The sequence below is a fragment of the Pseudomonas sp. Mn2068 genome, assembly GCF_049319725.1.
Classification (GTDB): domain Bacteria; phylum Pseudomonadota; class Gammaproteobacteria; order Pseudomonadales; family Pseudomonadaceae; genus Aquipseudomonas; species Aquipseudomonas gingeri.
In genome coordinates this window covers 1-20,691 of the sequence record NZ_JBMOUG010000012.1, presented here as the reverse complement: position 1 = coordinate 20,691, position 20,691 = coordinate 1, and the positions used below count along the sequence as shown (strand labels likewise).

21 protein-coding genes are annotated in these 20,691 nt (G+C 62.4%); 15 read left to right on the top strand and 6 right to left on the bottom strand.

The features are described 5' to 3' along the window. The first annotated feature begins 365 nt into the window (after positions 1-365). Together ACL9RJ_RS23565 and sfsA are read left to right on the top strand one after the other, a co-directional pair. Complete coding sequence (locus ACL9RJ_RS23565) at positions 366-1,538, top strand: pyridoxal phosphate-dependent aminotransferase (protein ID WP_212810545.1); 1,173 nt, start codon at positions 366-368, stop codon at positions 1,536-1,538. Further along, a complete protein-coding gene (sfsA, locus tag ACL9RJ_RS23560) occupies positions 1,538-2,245 on the top strand; it encodes a DNA/RNA nuclease SfsA (RefSeq protein ID WP_422765720.1) in 708 nt (235 codons plus the stop codon). The genes ACL9RJ_RS23565 and sfsA overlap by 1 nt, the downstream gene beginning before the upstream one ends. Positions 2,246-2,249: 4 nt before the next feature. Here sfsA and ACL9RJ_RS23555 read toward each other — a convergent pair whose 3' ends face one another. Continuing rightward, positions 2,250-2,567: a Rieske (2Fe-2S) protein gene (locus ACL9RJ_RS23555; RefSeq protein WP_177085898.1), complete on the bottom strand. Its 318-nt coding sequence runs from the start codon at positions 2,565-2,567 to the stop codon at positions 2,250-2,252. 205 nt (positions 2,568-2,772) lie between these two features. Between ACL9RJ_RS23555 and ACL9RJ_RS23550 the strand changes: the two genes are divergently transcribed. The 4 genes from ACL9RJ_RS23550 (at position 2,773) to deoC (ending at position 6,457) form a co-directional block, all read left to right on the top strand. Then, positions 2,773-3,648, top strand: a complete 876-nt coding sequence (locus tag ACL9RJ_RS23550) for a heme/hemin ABC transporter substrate-binding protein (protein ID WP_212810547.1) — start codon at positions 2,773-2,775, stop codon at positions 3,646-3,648. Between the two features lie 50 nt (positions 3,649-3,698). Then, the gene (locus ACL9RJ_RS23545) at positions 3,699-4,682 is read left to right on the top strand and encodes a FecCD family ABC transporter permease (RefSeq protein ID WP_422765764.1); all 984 of its coding nucleotides are present in this window, start codon (positions 3,699-3,701) and stop codon (positions 4,680-4,682) included. Continuing rightward, entirely contained in the window at positions 4,682-5,449 is a 768-nt protein-coding gene (locus ACL9RJ_RS23540) for a heme ABC transporter ATP-binding protein (RefSeq protein ID WP_422765719.1), read from the top strand. The genes ACL9RJ_RS23545 and ACL9RJ_RS23540 overlap by 1 nt, the downstream gene beginning before the upstream one ends. Before the next feature lie 216 nt (positions 5,450-5,665). Further along, complete coding sequence (gene deoC / locus ACL9RJ_RS23535) at positions 5,666-6,457, top strand: deoxyribose-phosphate aldolase (RefSeq protein ID WP_017126843.1); 792 nt, start codon at positions 5,666-5,668, stop codon at positions 6,455-6,457. A 206-nt stretch (positions 6,458-6,663) separates the two neighbouring features. Here the strand turns inward: deoC and ACL9RJ_RS23530 are convergent, their stop codons facing one another. The 4 genes from ACL9RJ_RS23530 to ACL9RJ_RS23515 all read right to left on the bottom strand — a co-directional run bounded on the left by ACL9RJ_RS23530 (position 6,664) and on the right by ACL9RJ_RS23515 (position 9,998). Further along, positions 6,664-7,464: a Crp/Fnr family transcriptional regulator gene (locus tag ACL9RJ_RS23530; RefSeq protein WP_017126844.1), complete on the bottom strand. Its 801-nt coding sequence runs from the start codon at positions 7,462-7,464 to the stop codon at positions 6,664-6,666. A gap of 15 nt (positions 7,465-7,479) precedes the next feature. Further along, entirely contained in the window at positions 7,480-7,752 is a 273-nt protein-coding gene (locus ACL9RJ_RS23525; protein ID WP_010444127.1) for a TfoX/Sxy family protein, read from the bottom strand. A 254-nt stretch (positions 7,753-8,006) separates the two neighbouring features. After that, positions 8,007-8,351 carry a pentapeptide repeat-containing protein gene (locus tag ACL9RJ_RS23520; RefSeq protein WP_017126845.1) on the bottom strand — a complete coding sequence of 115 codons (345 nt, stop codon included), beginning with the start codon at positions 8,349-8,351 and terminating at the stop codon, positions 8,007-8,009. A 90-nt stretch (positions 8,352-8,441) separates the two neighbouring features. Then, positions 8,442-9,998: a bifunctional aminoglycoside phosphotransferase/ATP-binding protein gene (locus ACL9RJ_RS23515; protein ID WP_017126846.1), complete on the bottom strand. Its 1,557-nt coding sequence runs from the start codon at positions 9,996-9,998 to the stop codon at positions 8,442-8,444. Between the two features lie 117 nt (positions 9,999-10,115). Between ACL9RJ_RS23515 and mrcB the strand changes: the two genes are divergently transcribed. From mrcB to ACL9RJ_RS23500, 3 genes are read left to right on the top strand one after another with little or no spacing between them, the layout of a single operon-like run. After that, positions 10,116-12,440 carry a penicillin-binding protein 1B gene (gene mrcB, locus ACL9RJ_RS23510; RefSeq protein WP_177085888.1) on the top strand — a complete coding sequence of 775 codons (2,325 nt, stop codon included), beginning with the start codon at positions 10,116-10,118 and terminating at the stop codon, positions 12,438-12,440. Positions 12,441-12,456: 16 nt separating this feature from the next. Further along, positions 12,457-13,209 carry a tetratricopeptide repeat protein gene (locus ACL9RJ_RS23505; RefSeq protein WP_042935551.1) on the top strand — a complete coding sequence of 251 codons (753 nt, stop codon included), beginning with the start codon at positions 12,457-12,459 and terminating at the stop codon, positions 13,207-13,209. Next, the gene (locus ACL9RJ_RS23500) at positions 13,209-13,538 is read left to right on the top strand and encodes a YqcC family protein (protein WP_017126849.1); all 330 of its coding nucleotides are present in this window, start codon (positions 13,209-13,211) and stop codon (positions 13,536-13,538) included. The genes ACL9RJ_RS23505 and ACL9RJ_RS23500 overlap by 1 nt, the downstream gene beginning before the upstream one ends. Positions 13,539-13,586: 48 nt before the next feature. Here the strand turns inward: ACL9RJ_RS23500 and ACL9RJ_RS23495 are convergent, their stop codons facing one another. After that, a complete protein-coding gene (locus ACL9RJ_RS23495) occupies positions 13,587-14,018 on the bottom strand; it encodes a DUF4124 domain-containing protein (RefSeq protein WP_422765718.1) in 432 nt (143 codons plus the stop codon). A gap of 402 nt (positions 14,019-14,420) precedes the next feature. Between ACL9RJ_RS23495 and ACL9RJ_RS23490 the strand changes: the two genes are divergently transcribed. The 6 genes from ACL9RJ_RS23490 (at position 14,421) to msrQ (ending at position 20,408) form a co-directional block, all read left to right on the top strand. Then, the gene (locus tag ACL9RJ_RS23490) at positions 14,421-16,145 is read left to right on the top strand and encodes an acetolactate synthase 3 large subunit (protein ID WP_042935595.1); all 1,725 of its coding nucleotides are present in this window, start codon (positions 14,421-14,423) and stop codon (positions 16,143-16,145) included. A gap of 1 nt (position 16,146) precedes the next feature. Beyond that, positions 16,147-16,638, top strand: coding sequence for an acetolactate synthase small subunit (gene ilvN / locus ACL9RJ_RS23485; RefSeq protein WP_003176102.1), 492 nt, complete (start codon positions 16,147-16,149; stop codon positions 16,636-16,638). 47 nt (positions 16,639-16,685) lie between these two features. Next, on the top strand, positions 16,686-17,702 hold the full coding sequence (ilvC, locus tag ACL9RJ_RS23480) for a ketol-acid reductoisomerase (RefSeq protein WP_003185459.1): 1,017 nt from the start codon (positions 16,686-16,688) through the stop codon (positions 17,700-17,702). 145 nt (positions 17,703-17,847) lie between these two features. Next, entirely contained in the window at positions 17,848-18,705 is an 858-nt protein-coding gene (pssA, locus tag ACL9RJ_RS23475; RefSeq protein WP_017126852.1) for a CDP-diacylglycerol--serine O-phosphatidyltransferase, read from the top strand. Between the two features lie 63 nt (positions 18,706-18,768). Next, positions 18,769-19,782 (top strand): protein-methionine-sulfoxide reductase catalytic subunit MsrP, encoded by a 1,014-nt coding sequence (gene msrP, locus ACL9RJ_RS23470; RefSeq protein ID WP_177108896.1) that lies wholly within the window; start codon positions 18,769-18,771, stop codon positions 19,780-19,782. Next, the gene (msrQ, locus tag ACL9RJ_RS23465; protein WP_212810551.1) at positions 19,782-20,408 is read left to right on the top strand and encodes a protein-methionine-sulfoxide reductase heme-binding subunit MsrQ; all 627 of its coding nucleotides are present in this window, start codon (positions 19,782-19,784) and stop codon (positions 20,406-20,408) included. Before msrP ends, msrQ begins: the two co-directional genes overlap by 1 nt. Positions 20,409-20,691: the final 283 nt, after the last annotated feature.

Genomic DNA, 20,691 nt, shown 5'->3' with positions numbered 1-20,691 from the left:
GCAGGATTTCAACATCACCGACACCTGCCGGCCCTGCGGCTGCAAGCGGGCGAACTTACCAGATCGAATCGGGGCGCGCTACTCCCGGTTGTCGAGCCTTGAGATGCGGGCCGGCCCCGGCAGTTTCCGGCGATCTTCGACGGGACCTTCGTCGGCAAGTATCGCGCCGACAGGTTTCACGGTGGTTTCAGGGCCGTGACGGGCCGATCGACGGGATGGTTGAATCTTCATTTTAGTCAATCCTGGGCGCGGCGTCGTATTGCTTTGACCTGGGGTAAGCGTGGCGTCGAGGATGTTTTTAAAGGTTCCCGGGGGAGCGAGGTTGGGTAGAATCGAATTTTGCCCACCCCAATCAAGGAAGGCTAATGGCTCAGCCCTACAGTGCGCGCAGCCGCGCGATCGAACCGTTCCACGTGATGGCCCTGCTGGCGCGTGCCAATGAGCTGCAGGCGGCCGGGCACGATGTGATCCACCTCGAGATCGGCGAGCCGGACTTCACCACGGCCGAGCCGATCATCCAGGCCGGCCAGGCTGCCCTGGCCGCCGGCAAGACCCGCTACACCGCGGCGCGCGGCCTGCCGGAGCTGCGCGAGGCGATCGCCGGTTTCTACCAGCAGCGGTATGGCGTGAGCGTCGACCCGCAGCGCATCCTGGTCACCCCCGGCGGTTCCGGGGCGTTGCTGCTGACCAGCAGCCTGCTGGTGGATCCGGGCAAACACTGGCTCCTGGCCGACCCCGGCTACCCGTGCAATCGCCATTTCCTGCGCCTGGTGGAAGGTGCGGCACAGTTAGTACCGGTCGGACCGGATGTGCGTTATCAACTGACCGCCGAACTGGTGGATCGGCATTGGAACGAAGACAGCGTCGGCGCCCTGGTCGCATCACCGGCCAACCCGACCGGCACCCTGCTGAGCCGCGACGAACTGGCGGGGCTGTCGAAGGCGATCAAGGCGCGTAATGGTCATCTGGTGGTCGATGAGATCTATCACGGCCTGACGTATGGCTGCGACGCCGCCAGTGTGCTGGAAGTCGATGACAGTGCCTTCGTCCTCAATAGTTTTTCCAAATATTTCGGCATGACCGGTTGGCGCCTGGGTTGGCTGGTAGCCCCGCCGGAAGCCGTGGCCGATCTGGAGAAGCTGGCCCAGAATCTCTACATCAGCGCGCCGAGCATGGCTCAGCACGCTGCCCTGGCCTGCTTCGAGCCGCGGACCCTGAGCATCCTCGAAGAACGTCGGGCCGAATTCGGCCGGCGGCGGGATTTCCTCCTGCCGGCGTTGCGTGAGTTGGGCTTCGGGATTGCGGTGGAGCCTGAAGGTGCCTTCTACCTGTACGCGGATGTCAGCGCGTTTGGCGGCGATGCGTTCGCGTTCTGCCGGCATTTCCTCGAAACCGAGCATGTGGCGTTCACCCCGGGACTGGATTTCGGTCATCACCTGGCCAGTCACCATGTGCGTTTCGCCTATACCCAGAGCCTGCCGCGCCTGCAGGAAGCGGTGGAGCGGATTGCCCGCGGCCTGCGGAGCTGGCAAGGCTGATGCGTTTTTCTCCTGCACTCGAAGAAGGGCGGCTGATCAAGCGCTACAAGCGGTTCCTGGCGGATATCGAAACCACCACCGGCGAACGGCTGACGATCCACTGCCCGAACACCGGCTCGATGCTCAACTGCATGGTTGAAGGGGGTCAGGTCTGGTTCAGCCGCTCCAACGACCCCAAGCGCAAGTTGCCCGGCACCTGGGAAATAGGCGAGACCCCGCAGGGGCGGCTGGCGTGCGTCAACACGGCGCGGGCCAACCAGCTGGTTGAAGAGGCCTTGCGCGCCGGACTGATCGTCGAGCTCAACGGCTTTACCGGGCTCAAGCGCGAGGTCGCTTACGGTCAGGAAAACAGCCGGATCGACTTTCGCCTGGATTACCCGACGGGGTCGGCGTTCGTCGAGGTGAAAAGCGTCACCCTCGGGTTTGACGGGACCGCCGTCGCGGCGTTTCCGGACGCGGTCACCCAGCGCGGGGCCAAGCATCTGCGCGAACTGGCCGCCCTGGCCCGGGACGGCGTGCGGGCGGTGCAGCTGTACTGCGTGAACCTGACGGGAGTCGAGGCGGTGCGACCGGCGCGGGAGATAGATCCGGCCTATGCCGATGCGCTGCTGGAAGCCGTGGCCGCGGGTGTCGAAGTGCTTGCCTACGGTGTCAGCCTCAGCGCCGAGCAAGTGCGGGTCGATCGGCGTTTGCCGGTACTGCTCTGAAGGCTCAGGCCTGGACCCAGATGCCCTCGGCATCTTCCCGACAGGGCAGTGCCAGCAGCGACTGCCCGACACAAGGCCCGGCCACGCATTCGCCGCTTTCGATCAGGAACAGTGCGCCATGGGTGGCGCACTGGATCAGGCTGGCACTGGCATCGAGAAACTGGTCGGGTTGCCATTCCAGGGCAATGCCCCGGTGCGGGCAGCGATTCTGATAGAGATACACCCGTCCCTCGCGGCGTACCGCCAGTAATGGCCGACCATCCACTTCGAAACCACGGCTGCTGTTGTCGGCGAGCATCTGTGACGCGCAGAGAAACTTCATGCTGATCCTTTGGCAGCCCGCCTTGCCTTTAATAAAGAAGAAGTATGGCGGCTGATGGAGCTGAACGAAACCTGTGACAGGGTGTGTCTTGGCTTGACGTTCAAATGCAAATAATTATCAAATAGATAATTGCCCTGGGGCGGTATCTTACCCGTCACCCTGATCCTGTCGCTTGTTTGATCAACCCTTCGAAGGAAATTCGTCTATGCGCCTGAGTTCCCGCCTGATTGCACTTGGAGCCGGGCTTGCGCTCAGCCATGCCGCGCTGGCCGGCGAGTTGCCGCAACGCTGGGTCAGCGCCGGCGGTGCGCTGTCCGAGTGGGTCAGTGTGCTGGGCGGTGAGGCAAAACTGGTCGGCGTCGATACCACCAGCCAGCATCCCGAGACCCTCAAGGCCCTGCCGAGCATCGGTTATCAGCGGCAGTTGTCGGCTGAAGGCATCCTCAGCCTGCGTCCGCAGATCCTGGTCGGCACCGAGGAAATGGGCCCGCCACCGGTGTTGGCGCAGATCCGCAATGCCGGGGTGCAGGTGGAACTGTTCTCCGCCGAAGCCGACCTGCCGACGCTGCAAGGCAATTTGCAGCACCTGGGCAAGTTGCTGGGTAACGAGGCGCAGGCCGGGCAGTTGTTCCAGGGCTACCAGCAGCAACTCGACCAGCAGCAGGCCTGGGTCAGACAGGCGCAAGACAAGCAGTCGGCGCCAGGCGTGCTGCTGTTGCTCGGGCATGCCGGCGGCAAACCGCTGATCGCCGGCAAGGACACCGCGGCCGACTGGCTGCTGACGCGGGCGGGCGGTCACAACCTGGCGACCCACAGCGGCTACAAGCCGTTTTCCGTCGAAGCCCTGGCCGGGTTGAATCCCGAAGTCCTGGTCTTCGCCGACCGGAGCCTGACGGGCGAGGCAGCCCGCCAGGCACTGATGAAGGAAAACCCAATCTTGGCTTCGACCCGCGCCGCGAAGGCCGGGCGGGTCTTCGAACTCGACCCGACCTTGCTGGTCGGCGGCCTCGGCCCGCGACTGCCGCAAGCCCTGAAAACCCTGGCCGCTGAGTTCTATCCGACGGCGCCGACCGCGCCATGACCACCCTGGTCAAACCCCGTGCCCTGTTTATCGGCTTGAGCCTGCTGTGCATGCTGGCGGTCTGGCTGTCCCTGGCATTGGGGCCGGTCAGCCTGCCGCTGGTCGATACCCTGCGTGCGGCCCTGCGCTTGCTGGGCCTGCCAGTGCCCGCCGAAGGACTGGAGCAGGCGGAACTGATCCTCGGACAGATTCGCTTGCCGCGCACTCTGCTGGGGCTGGCCGTGGGCGGCGTGCTGGCGCTGTCCGGGGTGGCGATGCAGGGGCTGTTTCGCAATCCGCTGGCCGATCCCGGCCTGGTGGGGGTTTCCAGCGGTGCCGCGCTTGGGGCGGCAATCGCCATCGTCGGTGGGGCGACGTTCGGTGGGCTGCCTGAAGCGCTGGGGCCTTATCTGCTATCGCTGTGCGCCTTTCTCGGCGGCCTTGGGGTGACGGCACTGGTCTATCGGCTCGGCCGGCGCAACGGCCAGACCAGTGTCGCGATCATGCTGCTCGCTGGGATTGCCCTGACCGCCCTGGCCAGTTCGGCCGTGGGGCTCTTCACCTACCTGGCCGACGATGCGACCTTGCGCACCCTGACCTTCTGGAACCTGGGCAGCCTCAACGGCGCCAGCTACGCACGGCTGTGGCCGTTGCTGCTGGTGACCGCGGCGGTGGCGTTGTGGTTGCCGCGGCGGGCCAGGGCCCTGAACGCGCTGTTGCTCGGTGAGTCGGAGGCCAGTCACCTGGGCATCGATGTCGAAGGGCTCAAGCGCGAGCTGGTGCTCTGTACGGCGCTGGGTGTCGGCGCGGCAGTGGCGGCAGCCGGCATGATCGGCTTTATCGGGCTGGTGGTCCCGCACCTGGTGCGGCTGTTGGCCGGGCCGGATCATCGGGTATTGCTGCCGGCCTCCGTTCTGGCGGGTGCCAGCCTGCTGTTGTTCGCGGATCTGGTGGCGCGTCTGGCGCTGGCCCCGGCGGAACTGCCGATCGGCATTGTCACCGCCTTTCTCGGTGCGCCGTTCTTCCTCTATCTCCTGTTGCGGGGACGTGCCTGATGTTGCGTGCGCAAAACCTGCAGATCCGGCGTGGCCAGCAGACCGTGCTGACGGATATCGATCTTGAGCTCAAACCGGGCGAGGTGCTCGGCGTGCTCGGGCCCAACGGTGCAGGCAAGAGCACCCTGCTCGGCGCCTTGAGCGGGGAACTGGTGCCGAGCCAGGGCGACGTCTGGCTGGACGAACAACCCCTGGCGCGCTGGCAGGGCGCGGAACGGGCCCGGCGCCTGGCCGTATTGCCCCAGACGTCGACGCTGGATTTCGCCTTCAGGGTCGAGGAGGTAGTGGGCATGGGCCGCCTGCCGCACCAGACCGGACAACTGCGCGACCAGGAAATCGTTGTCGCGGCGTTGCAGGCCGCCGATGCCGGGCACCTGGCCGGGCGCAGTTACCTGGCGCTGTCCGGCGGCGAGCGCCAGCGCGTGCATCTGGCGCGGGTACTGGCCCAGCTCTGGCCGGGACACCGCGGGCAGACCCTGCTGCTCGATGAGCCGACCTCGATGCTCGATCCGTTGCATCAGCACACCACCTTGCAGGCGATTCGCGAGTTCGCCGACCGGGGCGCCGCGGTGCTGATCATCCTGCATGACATGAACCTGGCCGCGCGTTACTGCGACCGCCTGTTACTCCTGGAAAAGGGCCGCCCGTACGCCCTCGAATGCCCTGAACGGGTCCTGCGGCCCGACATGCTGAAAGCCGTGTTCGGCCTGGAAGTGCTGGTGCTGCCGCATCCTGAGCGGGGGCATCCGCTGATCATCGCGCGCTGAAACGGTCGCCGGCCTGCTCGGCTGGTGTCGGTCAATTCACCCGGTTACACAGAGAATCCTCCCGTTCTCATGTAGTCCGGGTCTTTGTCTTTGGCTCGCTGTGATTTCGTCCGAATGAGTCCTTTATTGTGTCGGCAACGCGCACTCCGCGTCGTCCGAGGATTTCAGCCCCGGATGTTTGTCACGTTGATGCAATGATCGGATGTGGGAGCCAACATGAAGCAGATTAATCAGGCGGATCAGCAACTGGCGCGTCAGGCTATCGGCCTGCTCGACCTGACCTCTCTGAGCAATGATGACGATGCCGAGCGGGTCATCTCGCTGTGCCAGCGGGCCTTGACGCCTTTCGGGCCCGTGGCGGCGGTCTGTGTCTTCCCGCGGTTCGTGACCCTGGCCCGCAAGACCCTGGACAGGCTCGGCGCATCGGCGATTCGCGTGGCCACGGTGGTCAACTTTCCCTACGGTGGACCGAACGTGGCGTCGGCGGTCTCGGAAACGGAGGCGGTGCTCAAGGCGGGCGCTAACGAGGTGGACCTGGTCTATCCCTATCGTTCGCTGCTGATGGGCGATACGCAGACAGGCAAGACCATGGTCTCGGCCTGTCGCGAATTGTGCGCGGGGCGGGCCCGGCTCAAGGTGATCCTGGAAACCGGCGAGCTGCGCGACCCGCAGATGATTCGCCAGGCCAGCCAGGACGCGATTGCCGCCGGTGCCGACTTTCTCAAGACCAGTACCGGCAAGGTCCTGATCAACGCCACGGAGCAGGCGGCGCGGATCATGCTCGAAGCCATCGCGGAGCGGGGCGGGCTGGTGGGCTTGAAGGCGGCGGGTGGGATTCGTACCTTCGACGACGCGCGAACCTACATCGATTTGGCGAAGGCCCGTTTCGGCGCGGACTGGGTCGACGCCGACCACCTGCGCCTGGGCGCTTCGGGGTTGCTGGATGAACTGCTGGCACAGTTGGAGTGGTCGGCGGCGCCGCCGACGAAACGGCGTGGCCGCAAATGAGCTTTTTCCGGGCAAAAAAAAGACCCGGCAAAAAGCCGGGTCAATAACCGTGATTAGCCTGATGAGGAGATAATCTGAGAGTCCGAACCAAGGGCCTTCCAGAAAATCCAACCGATCTCGCGATCAGTTGTGATAATCATAACGATTCTCATTTCTAAGTCAACAAGTTTTTCCCGACCGTCCGTCGCCAGTGCCTGGCGGGCTATTCAGCCTTGCTGGGCGGCAGTGTTCAGCCGCGTGACTTCCTTGTTCAACAGATCGATCCGCCGCGCCATGCTCTCGATCAGGCTATGGGCGATACGCGGATTGCTCTGGGTCAGGTTGAGGAACTGCTCCTTGGGAATCAGCATGACCGTGCACGGCTGGCTGGCGATCACGCTGGCGCTGCGTTTCTCGCCGGTGAACACCGCCATGGCACCAAATATCTCGTCCTTGGGGACGTCACCGACCTTGTGGCCATCGACAAAGGCTTCGGCATGTCCGTCGATGATGATGAAGACATGGTCGGCATCGTCACCCTGGCGGATCAGCACTTCACCGACCGCGACCTGCTGGAAGCCGTTGCTGCTGCGGAACTCCGGCTGCTTGAGGCGGGTGACCGCGTCCGACAGGAGGGCGGTCTGGCCCACGAGATAGCGCAGCAGCAGTTCGCTGCGGGCTTCATCGGCATAGATATGCTGGAACACTTCGCGGCGCCGATACGGCAGCAGGCGCAGCGGGCCATCACTGCTCAGCAGGCAGCGCGGCCAGTCGATGCCCTGGCGCAAACCCACCAGGTCGCCTTCCTGCAGGTAGAACAGCGGACGCTCGTCGACACGCGCATGCAGCAGGCCGCTATCGATCAGAAAGAGTTGATCGTCGGCCAGCCGGGATGAGAGGTCCTGGGTCTGTTCGAACTCGATGGCCGCGCCGCAGGGCGGCAGACCTTCAAGCAGTCGAGCGGGAATGCTCTGCAGCCGATTGATCAATTCATCGGCGTACGCCGGTTGCTCCCCGAGTAGATACATGACAAACCTGCACAATCAATTTTTATGCCGTGACGATATCGCTTCCAGTTGTTTATTCAAGGCTTCTTTGCGCTCCAGCGGGATGTCATTCCAGTGAATGTCCATCAGCGCGCCCTCGATGGCGTACAACAGCACTTTCGAGGCTCTGAATCCGCGGGTTCTTACTGCACGATAGGCATCCACTGCCCCTAATCGACGCAAATCCGATGCGCTGTGGATACCCACAGCGTGCAGCCATTGCGCCGACGTCTTGCCAAGGTTCTTCAGGTGTTGCAGTTCATCGTTCATCAAGCCTCCTTGCGATGGCCGAACGCTGCGTTGACGAGAGTAGGCAAGCCTGAAAAGAGTGTAGCGGTCAGTAGGAAAAGCGTGGTTCTTTGGTCGGCTTGTGCGCAAAAGCTTCTAAGCCCAAGTCACGGGCTGCGCGGGCCTGGCACTTTCGAGCCAGTCGGGAGAAGGGGAAAAGCCATGCCTGCCGCTGTCCTGGGCGGCAATCGGTACCGGACTTCAGCGTTTGCAGCCGCTACCTCAAGCCGGAGCGGTTACTCCGGGTCGTAGCGCAGACGCGTGCCGAACTGCACGGACATGAGGATCTCGGCCGCTTTCAGTCGTGGCGGAAAGTAGGCACCGGAGATCTGCGCGTGGGCGACGCTGGCGCCTTCCAGTATGGCGTTCTGGAAGTCCACGCCGCGCAGGTCGGCGGAACGGAAGTAGGCGTCGGTGAAGTCGACCCCGTCGGCGTTCAGTTCACGCAGGTCGAGACCGCGGAAGTCGCCACCACGCATGTCGATCGGGCCGTCCTTGGGACGGGCTTTATTGAAGCCGGCAATGTCATCCTTGTGCAGCAAGGCGAACAAGGCGGAGTCGAGAAGCTTGGGGTGGCTCATGGAACGTCTCCTGTTGGATTTATGACGCCAGTATAATGCCACTATGTTTCAGCCGTGAAGCAATTGCCGCTTCACGGCTGAAATAGTTTTTTACAGACCTGGCAGGCGCAGGCGAATCTGCGCGATCAGGGTGTCGAGGCTGCCGCTCTCGTTGGTCTGCACGCGTTTGGTCCGCAGGATTTCATCGGCTCCCAGGGCTTCGCGGTTGGCCTGTTGGGTGGCGATGACTTCCAGGGTCGCATCGGAAGGGTCGAGGGCGTCGGCCTGGCGCTGGGCCAGCCAGCTTTCGATGACGGCCTGGGGCGCGTCGCAATCGAGGATCAGGCAGGGGGCGCCGGTGGCTTCGGCAACCTTGGCGGCGGCGTCGCGCTGTTCGCGCTTGAGGTAGGTGGCATCGATCACCACCGGGAAACCGGCGCGCAGGATGATGTCGGCGATTTCATGCAGGCGCTGATAGGTCCGTGCGCTGGCGTCCTGGCTGTAGATACCGTCGCCGACCGCCTGGGTGCCCTGTTGCTCGCCGAACAGGCGCTTGCGCTCGACATCGGAACGCAGGCGGACCGCGCCCAGGGCCTCGACCATGCGCATGGCCACGTGGCTCTTGCCGACCGCGGACACGCCATGGGTAATGGCCAGGAAGCGCGAGGGGATGGTGCTGTAGCTTTCCGCCAGGTTGGCATAGTTGCGGTACTGGCGCAGGGTGGTCGCCCGTTGTACGGCGGTGGCGTCGGCCGGCATGCTGAACAGCGCGACCTTGGCGCGGACCAGGGCACGGTAGGCCTTGTAGAAGTTCAGCACTTCCAGGCCCTGGTAGTCGCCGGTCAGTTCCAGGTACTGGCTGACAAAACGTCGGGCCAGGCTCTTGAGGCCGCGGTCTTCCAGGTCCATGGCGAGGAAACCGGTGTCGGCGTAGACGTCGGTGAAACGGAACGGTTCGTTGAACTCGATGCAGTCGAAGATCACTACCTTGCCGTCGATGACGGTGGCGTTGCCCAGGTGGATATCGCCATGGCATTCACGGGTGAAGCCTGCGGCCTTGCGCTGGGCGAACAGCGGCTTGAGGCGCTCGAAGCTGGTCTCGGCCCAGGCTTGCAGGGCGTCGAGTTGCAGCAGGTCGGCCTTGTCCTGCAGGAACGGGCGAATCTGTTCGAAGTTCTGTCGGACCGGGTCCATGACCGCTTCCGGAGTGCCCTGGTAGTGCTCTTTCGGCACTTCGGGAGCGGTCTGGTGGAAACGGGCGATCTGCTGCGCCATCTCGTCGATATGCTGGGCGGTCAGTTCACCATTGGCCTGCAAGGTGCTGAGCAGCTGGCTTTGCGGGAACTGGCGCATTTTCAGCACGTATTCGATGGCCGGGCCGTCGCCGCCCAGTTGCGGGGCGTCGACCGTGCCGGTGATCGGCAGGACTTCCAGGTACAGGTCGTCGGTCAGGCGCTGGTTGAGGCGCAGTTCTTCATTGCAGAAGTGCTCGCGGCCAGACAGCTCGGTGAAGTCGAGAAAGCCGAAGTTGACCGGCTTCTTGATCTTGTAGGCATAGGAACCGGTGAGCAGAACCCAGGAAATATGGGTCTCGATGAGCTGGAACCCATCTACCGGATGGGGGTAGAGGGCCGGATTTTGCAGGGCGGCGATCAGGGACTGGCTCACGGGCGATCCTTCAGAGGTCGGAAAATTCGAGGGCGCCATTATGGCTGCTCGGGCGGGTGCTGCAAACCGCCGGAGCGTGCATGTTGATCATGAATAAAGTGCGTATAATCCGCGCCCATGACTCGTACCCGATCCCCTCGTTCCAAACCCAAACCTCCGTCCGGCGGCCTTCGTCCCTGGCTCGGCTGGGCGCTCAAGCTCAGTCTGGTCGGCCTCGTGGTGCTGGCCGGCTTCGCCGTCTACCTCGATGCCGTGGTGCAGGAGAAGTTCTCCGGCAAGCGCTGGACCATCCCGGCCAAGGTCTATGCCCGGCCGCTGGAGCTGTTCGTCGGCCAGAAGCTGAGCAAGGAAGACTTCCTCACCGAACTCGATGCCCTGGGCTATCGCCGTGAAGCGGTGATCAACGGTCCGGGCGCGGCGGCGGTCAATGGCAACACGGTCGACCTGAATACCCGCGGCTTCCAGTTCTACGAGGGCATGGAAGCGGCGCAGCCGGTGCGCGTGCGGTTCTCCGGCGACTATGTCGCCGAGTTGTCGGCGCTCAACGGCTCGAAGCTCTCGGTGGTGCGTCTTGAGCCACTGCTGATCGGCGGCCTGTACCCGAAAAACCTCGAGGACCGGATCCTGATCAAGATCGATCAGGTGCCGCCGTATCTGCTCGATACCCTGGTGACCGTCGAGGATCGGGATTTCTATCATCACTTCGGCGTCTCGCCGAAGTCGATTGCCCGGGCGATCTGGGTCAATACCTCGGCCGGCCAGATGCGCCAGGGCGGCAGTACCTTGACCCAGCAGTTGGTGAAGAACTTCTTCCTGACCAACGAACGCAGCCTGAGCCGCAAGCTCACCGAGGCCATGATGGCCTTGCTGCTGGAACTGCATTACGACAAGAAGGAGATCCTCGAGGCTTATCTCAACGAGGTCTTTATCGGTCAGGACGGTCAGCGCGCCGTGCACGGTTTCGGCCTGGCGAGCCAGTTCTTCTTCAGCCAGCCGTTGTCCGAATTGAAGCTGCACCAGGTCGCGTTGCTGGTGGGCATGGTCAAGGGCCCGTCCTACTACAACCCACGACGTTACCCGGATCGTGCCCTCGAACGGCGTAACCTGGTGCTCGATCTGCTGGCGCAGCAGGGCGTGGTACCAGTCGAACAGGTCGAGGCGGCGAAGAAGATGCCGCTGGGCGTGACCAAGCGCGGCAGCCTGGCCGACAGCTCGTTCCCCGGCTTCCTCGATCTGGTCAAGCGCCAGTTGCGTGAAGACTATCGCGACGAAGACTTGACCGAGGAGGGGCTGCGGATTTTCACCAGCTTCGACCCGATCCTGCAGATGAAGGCCGAAGCCTCGGTCAATGAAACCTTCAAGCGCCTGGCCGGGCGCAAGGGTTCGGAGGATGTCGAGGCGGCGATGGTGGTGACCAATCCGGAAACCGGTGAAGTCCAGGCCATGATCGGTAGCCGTCAACCCGGTTTCGCCGGTTTCAACCGCGCGCTGGATGCGGTGCGCAATATCGGCTCGCTGATCAAGCCGGCGGTGTATCTGACCGCGCTGGAGAAACCGAGCCAGTACACCCTGACCAGTTGGCTGTCGGACGAAGCGTTTTCGGTGAAGGGCGCGGATGGTCAGGTCTGGAAACCGCAGAACTTCGACCGTCGTTCCCATGGCACGATTTTCCTGTACCAGGGCCTGGCGCATTCCTACAACCTGTCGACGGCGCGCCTCGGCCTGGAAGTCGGCGTGCCGAACGTGCTCAAGACGGTTGCCCGACTGGGCATCACCCGTGAGTTCCCGGCTTATCCGGCAATACTGCTGGGCGCCGGCGGCATGACCCCGATTGAAGTGGCGACCATGTACCAGACCATCGCCAACGGTGGCTTCAACACGCCAATGCGCGGTATCCGCAGCGTGCTGACGGCCGAGGGCGAACCGCTCAAGCGTTATCCGTTCCAGATCCAGCAGCGCTTCGATGCGGGCTCGATCTACCTGATCCAGGCGGCGATGCAGCGGGTGATGCGCGAGGGTACCGGGGCCAGTGCCTACAATGTCCTGCCCAAGACCCTGACATTGGCGGGTAAGTCCGGCACCAGTAACGACTCCCGTGACAGCTGGTTCTCCGGTTTCAGCCAGGATCTGCTGGCGGTGGTCTGGCTGGGCCGTGACGACAACGGCAAGACGCCGTTTACCGGTGCGACCGGGGCCTTGCAGGTCTGGACCAGTTTCATGAAGAAAGCCGATCCGCTGCCGCTGGACATGCCACAACCGGATAATATTGTTCAGGCCTGGATCGATCCGCATACCGGGCAGGGCTCAGATGCCAATTGCCCGGGCGCGGTGCAGATGCCGTATATTCGCGGCAGTGAACCTGCGCCAGGTACGGCTTGCGGTGGCGCGGCGCCCGCGCCTGCCACCGAAGTGATGGATTGGGTCAAGGGCTGGTTGAATTAAGCGAAGAGGGTTTGAAGTGAACAAGTGGTGGTTTCCAGCTTTTACGGCTCTGGCTTTGCTCAACGGTTGCTCGAGCGTGCCCCATGGTTCGATCCCGGTAGTCGATTCCGGGACAGCCGTGTCCAACAACGATCGGATATCCGCCACCGGCGGTTTCCGCCAGACCACCATCAAGCGCGCCGTGCCGAACCAGGCCCAGGCCGTTCCGCAGGATTCCGGCGTGGTGGTGATGGTTCCGGGCGGTGGCGCGGCGACTTCCGCGCCGATCAGCAGCGAGCCCTGGACACCGGGTCCTTCCACGTCCGGGCCGATTACCCCGGGTCCGGTGGACAGTGCGCCGATCCAGACGTCGTCGATCAACCAGGGCGGCTACACCATGCCGAGCCAGGTAGCGCCCAGCGGCGTGCCTTCGGGCAATGCCGGCGGCCTGTCGGCGGACGAGCAACTGGATGGCCCGGTCCTGGCGCTGCTGACCACGGCTCAGCAGCAACAGTCCAGCGGTGACCTCAACGGTGCCTCGTCGAGCCTGGAGCGTGCCCAGCGCGTCGCGCCGCGTGAACCGCAGGTGCTCTATCGCCTGGCGCAGGTCCGCATGGCCCAGGGCGATGCCCCGCAAGCCGAGCAGTTGGCCCGTCGCGGCCTGAGCTTTGCCAATGGCCGTCCGGATCTGCAAGCCAGTCTCTGGGGCCTGATTGCCCAGGCACGGGAAAAGCAGGGTGATGCGGCCGGTGCGGCATTGGCGCGGCAGAAGGCCAAGGTCAGCCTCTGATGGATGATCGTTTCCTGTTGATTGCCGACCAGTTGTTGCTGATCGAGCGTGAACTGCGTATCCAGGGCTGGTGGGACGAGGAGCCGCCCAGTGCGCAGGCGCTGGCCAGCGTCGAGCCTTTCAGCGTCGACACGCTGGAGTTCGAGCAATGGTTGCAATGGATCTTCCTGCCGAGGATGAAGAGCATCCTCGAACAGGATCTGCCGCTGCCGGCTGCCTCGGGCATCCTGGCCATGGCCGAAATGGTCTACGCCCAGCGTCCGGGGCAGGGCAGGACGTTGCAGGCGCTGCTGGCGCAGTTCGATCAATTGATCAGCGAGTCGCGCTGAGCCTGAGCGCGTGGATGTGGCGAGGAGGCTTGCCCCTCGCCACAAGACTCAGGAACAGTTCTCTTCAATCGCCTTGCGCGTTTCAAGCAGCCGGGTCTGCCGTTCTTCCTCGGTCAGGCGCCGCAGTTCTCCGTTCACTTCCTCGCGCACCCGCGGATCGTTCTGCAATTGCGCCAGATTGGTCCGCGCCTTGTCGCAGAACACCTTGAGCGTGGCGTCTCGCTCGGCCACCTGTTTCCTGACCTTGGCATCCACGGCTTTCTGATCGCCCACCGGTGTGCTGGCCTGGACCTCGGGCCTGGGCGGTGGCGGGGGTGGCGTACCGATTGCCGGCGTGACCACGGTCGCTGTCTGTCCCGGTGGTGGCTGGGCGTCGAAATGAGTGACGCCCTGGGCATCGACCCATTTGTAGATCGGGGCGGCCAGGCACAGGGGGCTCACGGCAAACAGCAGGCTGCCTATGAGAATGCTCGTACGCATCAGGTTTCCTTCTCAGGCGGTTCAATCAGCAACCTAGCACATTCCTTCAGGAAAGGTTTTCTTCTGCTTTCTCATGCGCTTAGTTCGAAGAAAGCGCACAGATGACTTGACTTGAGCGAGGCGAATCAGAACAATCCAAAGTCCGCTGTAGAGGGACTGCCAGAAGCAGACCCACTCGGCAGATCATGAGGCGCACATCCGCGCCGACCTGTTACACCCGCAACGCGTTACCTCGCGCTGGGTGGGAAACCCCCGCAACACTTGGGGCACTCCCAATACTTGCTCAGTCAGTGCTGACGTAGTCGGCGACCACCGTCGCTCATGCTCTGCCGAGAAGTAAACCTATTAAGACCCGTCTCCAGCGTTTGTGGACGGTATTCTGGCGTTTTAGAGGTGAACAACGTGGAGCTTTTATCTGGCGGTGAGATGCTCGTCCGCTTTTTGCGTGACGAAGGCGTCAAATATATCTACGGGTACCCGGGTGGTGCTCTTCTTCATGTCTACGATGCCCTGTTCAAAGAACCGGAAGTGACCCACATCCTGGTTCGTCACGAGCAGGCCGCTACCCATATGGCTGACGGCTATGCCCGTGCCACCGGCAAGGCCGGCGTGGTGCTGGTGACTTCCGGTCCCGGCGCAACCAACGCCATCACTGGTATCGCCACGGCGTACATGGACTCCATTCCGATGGTGATCATCTCCGGTCAGGTGCCAAGCACCCTGGTCGGTACCGATGCGTTCCAGGAAACCGACATGATCGGTATCTCCCGGCCGATCGTGAAGCACAGCTTCATGATCAAGCACGCCTCGGAAATCCCGGAAGTCATGAAGAAGGCGTTCTACCTGGCGCAGTCCGGCCGCCCTGGTCCTGTCGTTGTCGATATCCCGAAAGACATGACCAACCCGGCCGAGAAGTTCGAATACATCTTCCCGAAAAAAGCCAAGCTGCGTTCCTACAGCCCGGCTGTACGCGGTCACTCCGGCCAGATCCGCAAGGCGGCCGAAATGCTCCTGGCCGCCAAGCGTCCGGTGCTCTACTCGGGCGGCGGCGTGATCCTCGGCGGCGGTTCCGCACCCTTGACCGAACTGGCCAAGCTGCTCAACCTGCCGGTGACCAACACCCTGATGGGGCTCGGCGCCTACCCTGGCACCGACCGTCAGTTCGTCGGCATGCTCGGCATGCACGGCAGCTACACCGCCAACCTGGCCATGCACCACGCCGATGTGATCCTGGCCGTCGGTGCGCGCTTCGACGACCGTGTCATCAACGGTGCACCGAAGTTCTGCCCGAACGCCAAGATCATCCATATCGACATCGATCCGGCATCGATCTCCAAGACCATCAAGGCAGACGTGCCTATCGTGGGTCCGGTGGAGAGCGTGCTGACCGAGATGGTCGCGGCCCTCAAGGAAATCGGCGAGACTCCGAACAAGGAGTCGGTCGCCAGCTGGTGGAAGCAGATCGACGAATGGCGCGGTGACCGTGGCCTGTTCCCTTATGACAAGGGCGACGGCAGCATTATCAAGCCGCAGACGGTGATCGAAACCCTGTGCGAAGTGACCAAGGGCGATGCCTTCGTGACCTCCGACGTGGGCCAGCACCAGATGTTCGCGGCGCAGTACTACAAGTTCAACAAGCCCAATCGCTGGATCAACTCCGGCGGCCTGGGCACCATGGGCTTCGGTTTCCCGGCGGCCATGGGCGTGAAGTTGAGCTTCCCGGATGTGGATGTCGCCTGCGTCACCGGCGAAGGCAGTATCCAGATGAACATCCAGGAACTGTCGACCTGCCTGCAGTACGGTCTGCCGGTGAAGATCGTCAGCCTGAACAACGGTGTGCTCGGCATGGTTCGTCAGTGGCAAGACATGAGCTACGGCAGCCGTCACTCGCACTCGTACATGGAATCGCTGCCTGACTTCGTCAAGCTGGTCGAGGCCTATGGTCACGTCGGAATCCGTATCACGGATCTGAAAGACTTGAAGCCGAAGATGGAAGAAGCGTTCGCCATGAAGGATCGCCTGGTGTTCCTCGATATCCAGGTCGATACCAGCGAGCACGTCTACCCGATGCAGATCAAAGACGGCTCCATGCGCGATATGTGGCTGAGCAAGACGGAGCGTACCTAACATGCGGCATATCATTTCCCTGCTTCTGGAAAACGAACCTGGCGCTCTGTCTCGTGTGGTTGGTCTGTTTTCGCAACGCAACTACAACATCGAAAGCCTGACCGTGGCCCCGACCGAAGACCCGACCCTGTCGCGTCTGACGCTGACCACCGTGGGGCATGATGAAGTCATCGAGCAGATCACCAAGAACCTGAACAAACTGATCGAAGTGGTCAAGCTGGTCGACCTGTCGGAAAGTGCTCACATCGAGCGCGAACTGATGCTGGTCAAGGTCAAGGCCACTGGCGCCCAGCGCGCCGAGATAAAACGGACTACCGATATTTACCGCGGGCAGATCGTTGATGTGAGCGCCAGCGTTTATACCGTGCAATTGACCGGTACAAGCGACAAGCTGGACAGCTTCATCCAGTCGATCGGGACGGCCTCGATTCTGGAAACCGTGCGTAGTGGCGTCACCGGGATTGCCCGTGGCGACAAAGTACTGAGCATCTAACTTAATTTAGCGAATGGCCTGATGGCCTGGATATAAAGGGGTATTTCATGAAGGTTTTCTACGATAAAGACTGTGACCTGTCGATCATCCAGGGCAAGAAAGTCGCGATTATCGGTTACGGCTCCCAGGGCCACGCACAAGCTTGCAACCTGAAGGATTCCGGTGTCGACGTTACCGTCGGCCTGCGCAAGGGTTCGGCGACTGTTGCCAAGGCAGAAGCCCACGGCCTGAAAGTGACCGACGTCGCTTCCGCCGTTGCTGCCGCCGACCTGGTCATGATCCTGACTCCGGACGAGTTCCAGTCCGCGCTGTACAAGAACGAAATCGAGCCGAACATCAAGAAAGGCGCCACCCTGGCCTTCTCCCACGGCTTCGCGATCCACTACAACCAGGTTGTGCCGCGCGCCGACCTCGACGTGATCATGATCGCGCCGAAGGCTCCAGGCCACACCGTGCGTTCCGAATTCGTCAAGGGCGGTGGTATCCCTGACCTGATCGCGATCTACCAGGACGCCTCGGGCAACGCCAAGAACGTTGCACTGTCCTACGCCGCCGGCGTGGGTGGCGGTCGTACCGGCATCATCGAAACCACCTTCAAGGACGAGACCGAAACCGACCTGTTCGGCGAACAGGCCGTTCTGTGCGGCGGTACCGTCGAGCTGGTGAAAGCCGGTTTCGAAACTCTGGTTGAAGCTGGCTACGCGCCGGAAATGGCCTACTTCGAATGCCTGCACGAACTGAAGCTGATCGTTGACCTCATGTACGAAGGCGGTATCGCCAACATGAACTACTCGATCTCCAACAACGCCGAATACGGCGAGTACGTGACCGGCCCTGAAGTCATCAACGCCGAATCCCGCCAGGCCATGCGCAACGCTCTGAAGCGCATCCAGGACGGCGAATACGCGAAGATGTTCATCAGCGAAGGTGCTACCGGCTACCCATCGATGACCGCCAAGCGTCGTAACAACGCTGCCCACGGTATCGAGATCATCGGTGAGCAACTGCGCTCGATGATGCCTTGGATCGGTGCGAACAAGATCGTCGACAAAGCCAAGAACTGAGTTCAGGGCCTGTCTGGAAAAACGCGGCCTCGGCCGCGTTTTTTCGTTTAGGGGGCCGCTTCTGGTATAAAGCTGGATCGTTTTGCGGTCGAACCCCGGCCGCGAACCTCTGTCGAATTTTTTTCACCGTTGCAAGGTACTGTCCATGAGCGAACGTCCCGAAGAGCCGAACCAGGCTCCTGACGCCGAAAGCCTGCTGCCGATCGATGAGCATGTCGAAGAAGGACATGACGCCGAAGGCCGTAAAGTCCGGCATCGTGGTATCTATCTGCTGCCGAATCTGTTCACCACCGCGAACCTGTTCGCCGGTTTCTACGCGATCATCAGTGCGATGAGTGCGCAAAGTGCTGCCAGTGCGGGGGATCCCGCCGGGGCGAGCAAGTATTTCGCGTTTTCCGCGATCGCGATCTTCGTCGCCATGGTCCTCGACGGGCTGGATGGGCGCGTGGCGCGGATGACCAATACCCAGAGCGCCTTCGGCGCCGAGTATGACTCGCTGTCCGACATGGTCGCGTTCGGCGTGGCCCCGGCGTTGCTGGCCTTCGGCTGGGCGCTGGGCGATATGGGCAAGGTCGGCTGGATGGTGGCCTTTATCTATGTGGCGGGTGCGGCCCTGCGCCTGGCGCGCTTCAACACCCAGGTCGGGACCGCGGACAAGCGTTACTTCATCGGTCTTGCCAGCCCGGCCGCGGCCGGTGTGGTGGCCGGCACGGTCTGGGCCTTCAGCGACTACGGTATCCAGGGATCGAAGATGTCGTTCCTGGTGGCCCTGCTGGTGGCGGCGGCCGGGATGCTGATGGTCAGCAACATCAAGTACAACAGCTTCAAGGAGCTGGATCTCAAGGGGCGTGTGCCGTTTGTCGCGATCCTGGCCGTGGTGCTGGTGTTCGCCGTGGTGTTCAGCGATCCGCCGCGGATCCTGCTGCTGATTTTCCTCGCCTATGCGGCTTCCGGCCCTGTCCAGTACCTGCTGCACCTGCGTCGCCACAAAAGCGTCGAGTGATGTAATTTCCCTTACACTCCGTAGTCTATTGGTGCATCAGTCGCCCAATACTGCGGAGTTGCCATGCTGATCAAGCTTTCCAGGACTTCCGACTCCAAGGAGTCGGAAGTCACCCCCGAGTCACTCTATCTTTCCCGTCGTGCCGTGCTCGGCAGTTCGCTGGCCGGGCTCGCGCTCGGCAGTCTGCCGCGTTGGGCCAGTGCGGCCGAGGCGGCGCGCTACGCCGATGTGGAAGCAGGGAATGCGCCGTCCTGGTTTGCCGGCAAGCTGCCGGATACCCGCTGGGGTGCCGTGACGGTCAAGGATGAAGCGATCACCCCGTACAAGGACGCGACGCACTACAACAACTTCTATGAGTTCGGGACCGACAAGGGCGATCCGGCGCAGAACGCCGGATCGCTGAAAACCGAACCCTGGTCGGTGGTGATCGACGGCGAAGTCGGCAAGCCCGGACGTTATGCCCTCGAAGACTTCATGAAGCCTTATCAGCTGGAAGAGCGGATCTATCGCCTGCGTTGTGTCGAAGCCTGGTCGATGGTGATCCCGTGGATCGGCTTTCCGATCTCTGCGTTGCTCAAGCAGGTCGAGCCGACCTCCAAGGCCAGGTACATTCGCTTTGAAACCCTGCAGGATCCCAAGAGCATGCCGGGGCAGCGCTCCGGTTTTGCCCTGATCGACTGGCCTTATGTCGAGGGCTTGCGTCTGGATGAGGCGATGAACCCGCTGGCGATTCTGGCCGTGGGCATGTACGGGCGGGAGTTGCCGAATCAGAACGGCGCGCCGTTGCGTCTCGTGGTGCCGTGGAAGTACGGCTTCAAGAGCGTCAAGTCCATCGTGCGCATCAGCCTGGTGGCGGAACAGCCGAAAACCACCTGGCAGAGCATCGCTTCGGATGAGTACGGCTTTTATGCCAACGTGAACCCGACGGTCGATCATCCGCGCTGGACCCAGGCCCGCGAGCGTCGGTTGCCCAGTGGTCTGTTCAGTCCGAATGTGCGCGAGACGCAGATGTTCAACGGCTACTCGGATGAAGTCGCTTCCTTGTATACCGGCCTGGACCTGCGGAAGAACTACTGATGCGATATCCATTCTGGCGTGTGGGCGTCTTTATCGCGGCGGCGATCTGGCCGTTGCTCTGGCTGTATCAGGCGTGGATCTTTGCCCTTGGGCCGGATCCGGGAAAGGTGCTGGTCGACCGGCTGGGCCTGGGTACGCTGATCCTGTTGCTGATCACCCTCGGCATGACACCGTTGCAGAAGTTGAGCGGCTGGCCGGGCTGGATCGCGGTGCGGCGCCAGTTGGGGTTGTGGTGTTTCGCCTATGTGGTGCTGCATCTGGCGGCTTACCTGGTGTTTGTCCTGGGGCTGGATTGGTCGCAGTTGGGTGTCGAGTTGCGCAAGCGGCCCTACATCATTGTCGGCACCTTGGGCTTTCTCTGTCTCCTGGCGCTTTCCGTGACGTCGAACCGTTATAGTCAGCGCCGCCTGGGCGCGCGCTGGAAGAAGCTGCACCGCCTGGTGTATGTGGTTCTCGGCCTGGGGTTGCTGCACATGTTGTGGATCGTGCGGGCAGACCTGAAGGAGTGGACGGTGTATGCCTCTATAGGTGCGTTGTTGTTGGCGCTGCGTATCCCGGCGCTGGCGCGGCGGATTCCCCGTCTTGTGGCAAAGAAGCCGGCCCCTTCAGCGACACGGTCCCTGTAGGCGTCGGACTTGCCCGCGAAGGCGTTGTATGGACGCCTTCGCTGGCAAGCCAGCTCCCACAGGTATGTCGTCGGCCCCCCATTTTGTGTGCGACACCCAAACTGTAGGAGCCGGCTTGCTGGCGATGGCGTCCCTCTGGGCGCTGCAAGGCTTGCTGGCCTCATCGCTGGCAAGCCAGCTTCTACAGGGTTGCGTGTTCTGACTTGGTTCTGCGCTGTTTCTGACCCTTGTGACAGAAAGATGAAAATAAGGGTTGACGGCAGATTCCATGGGCCTATAATTC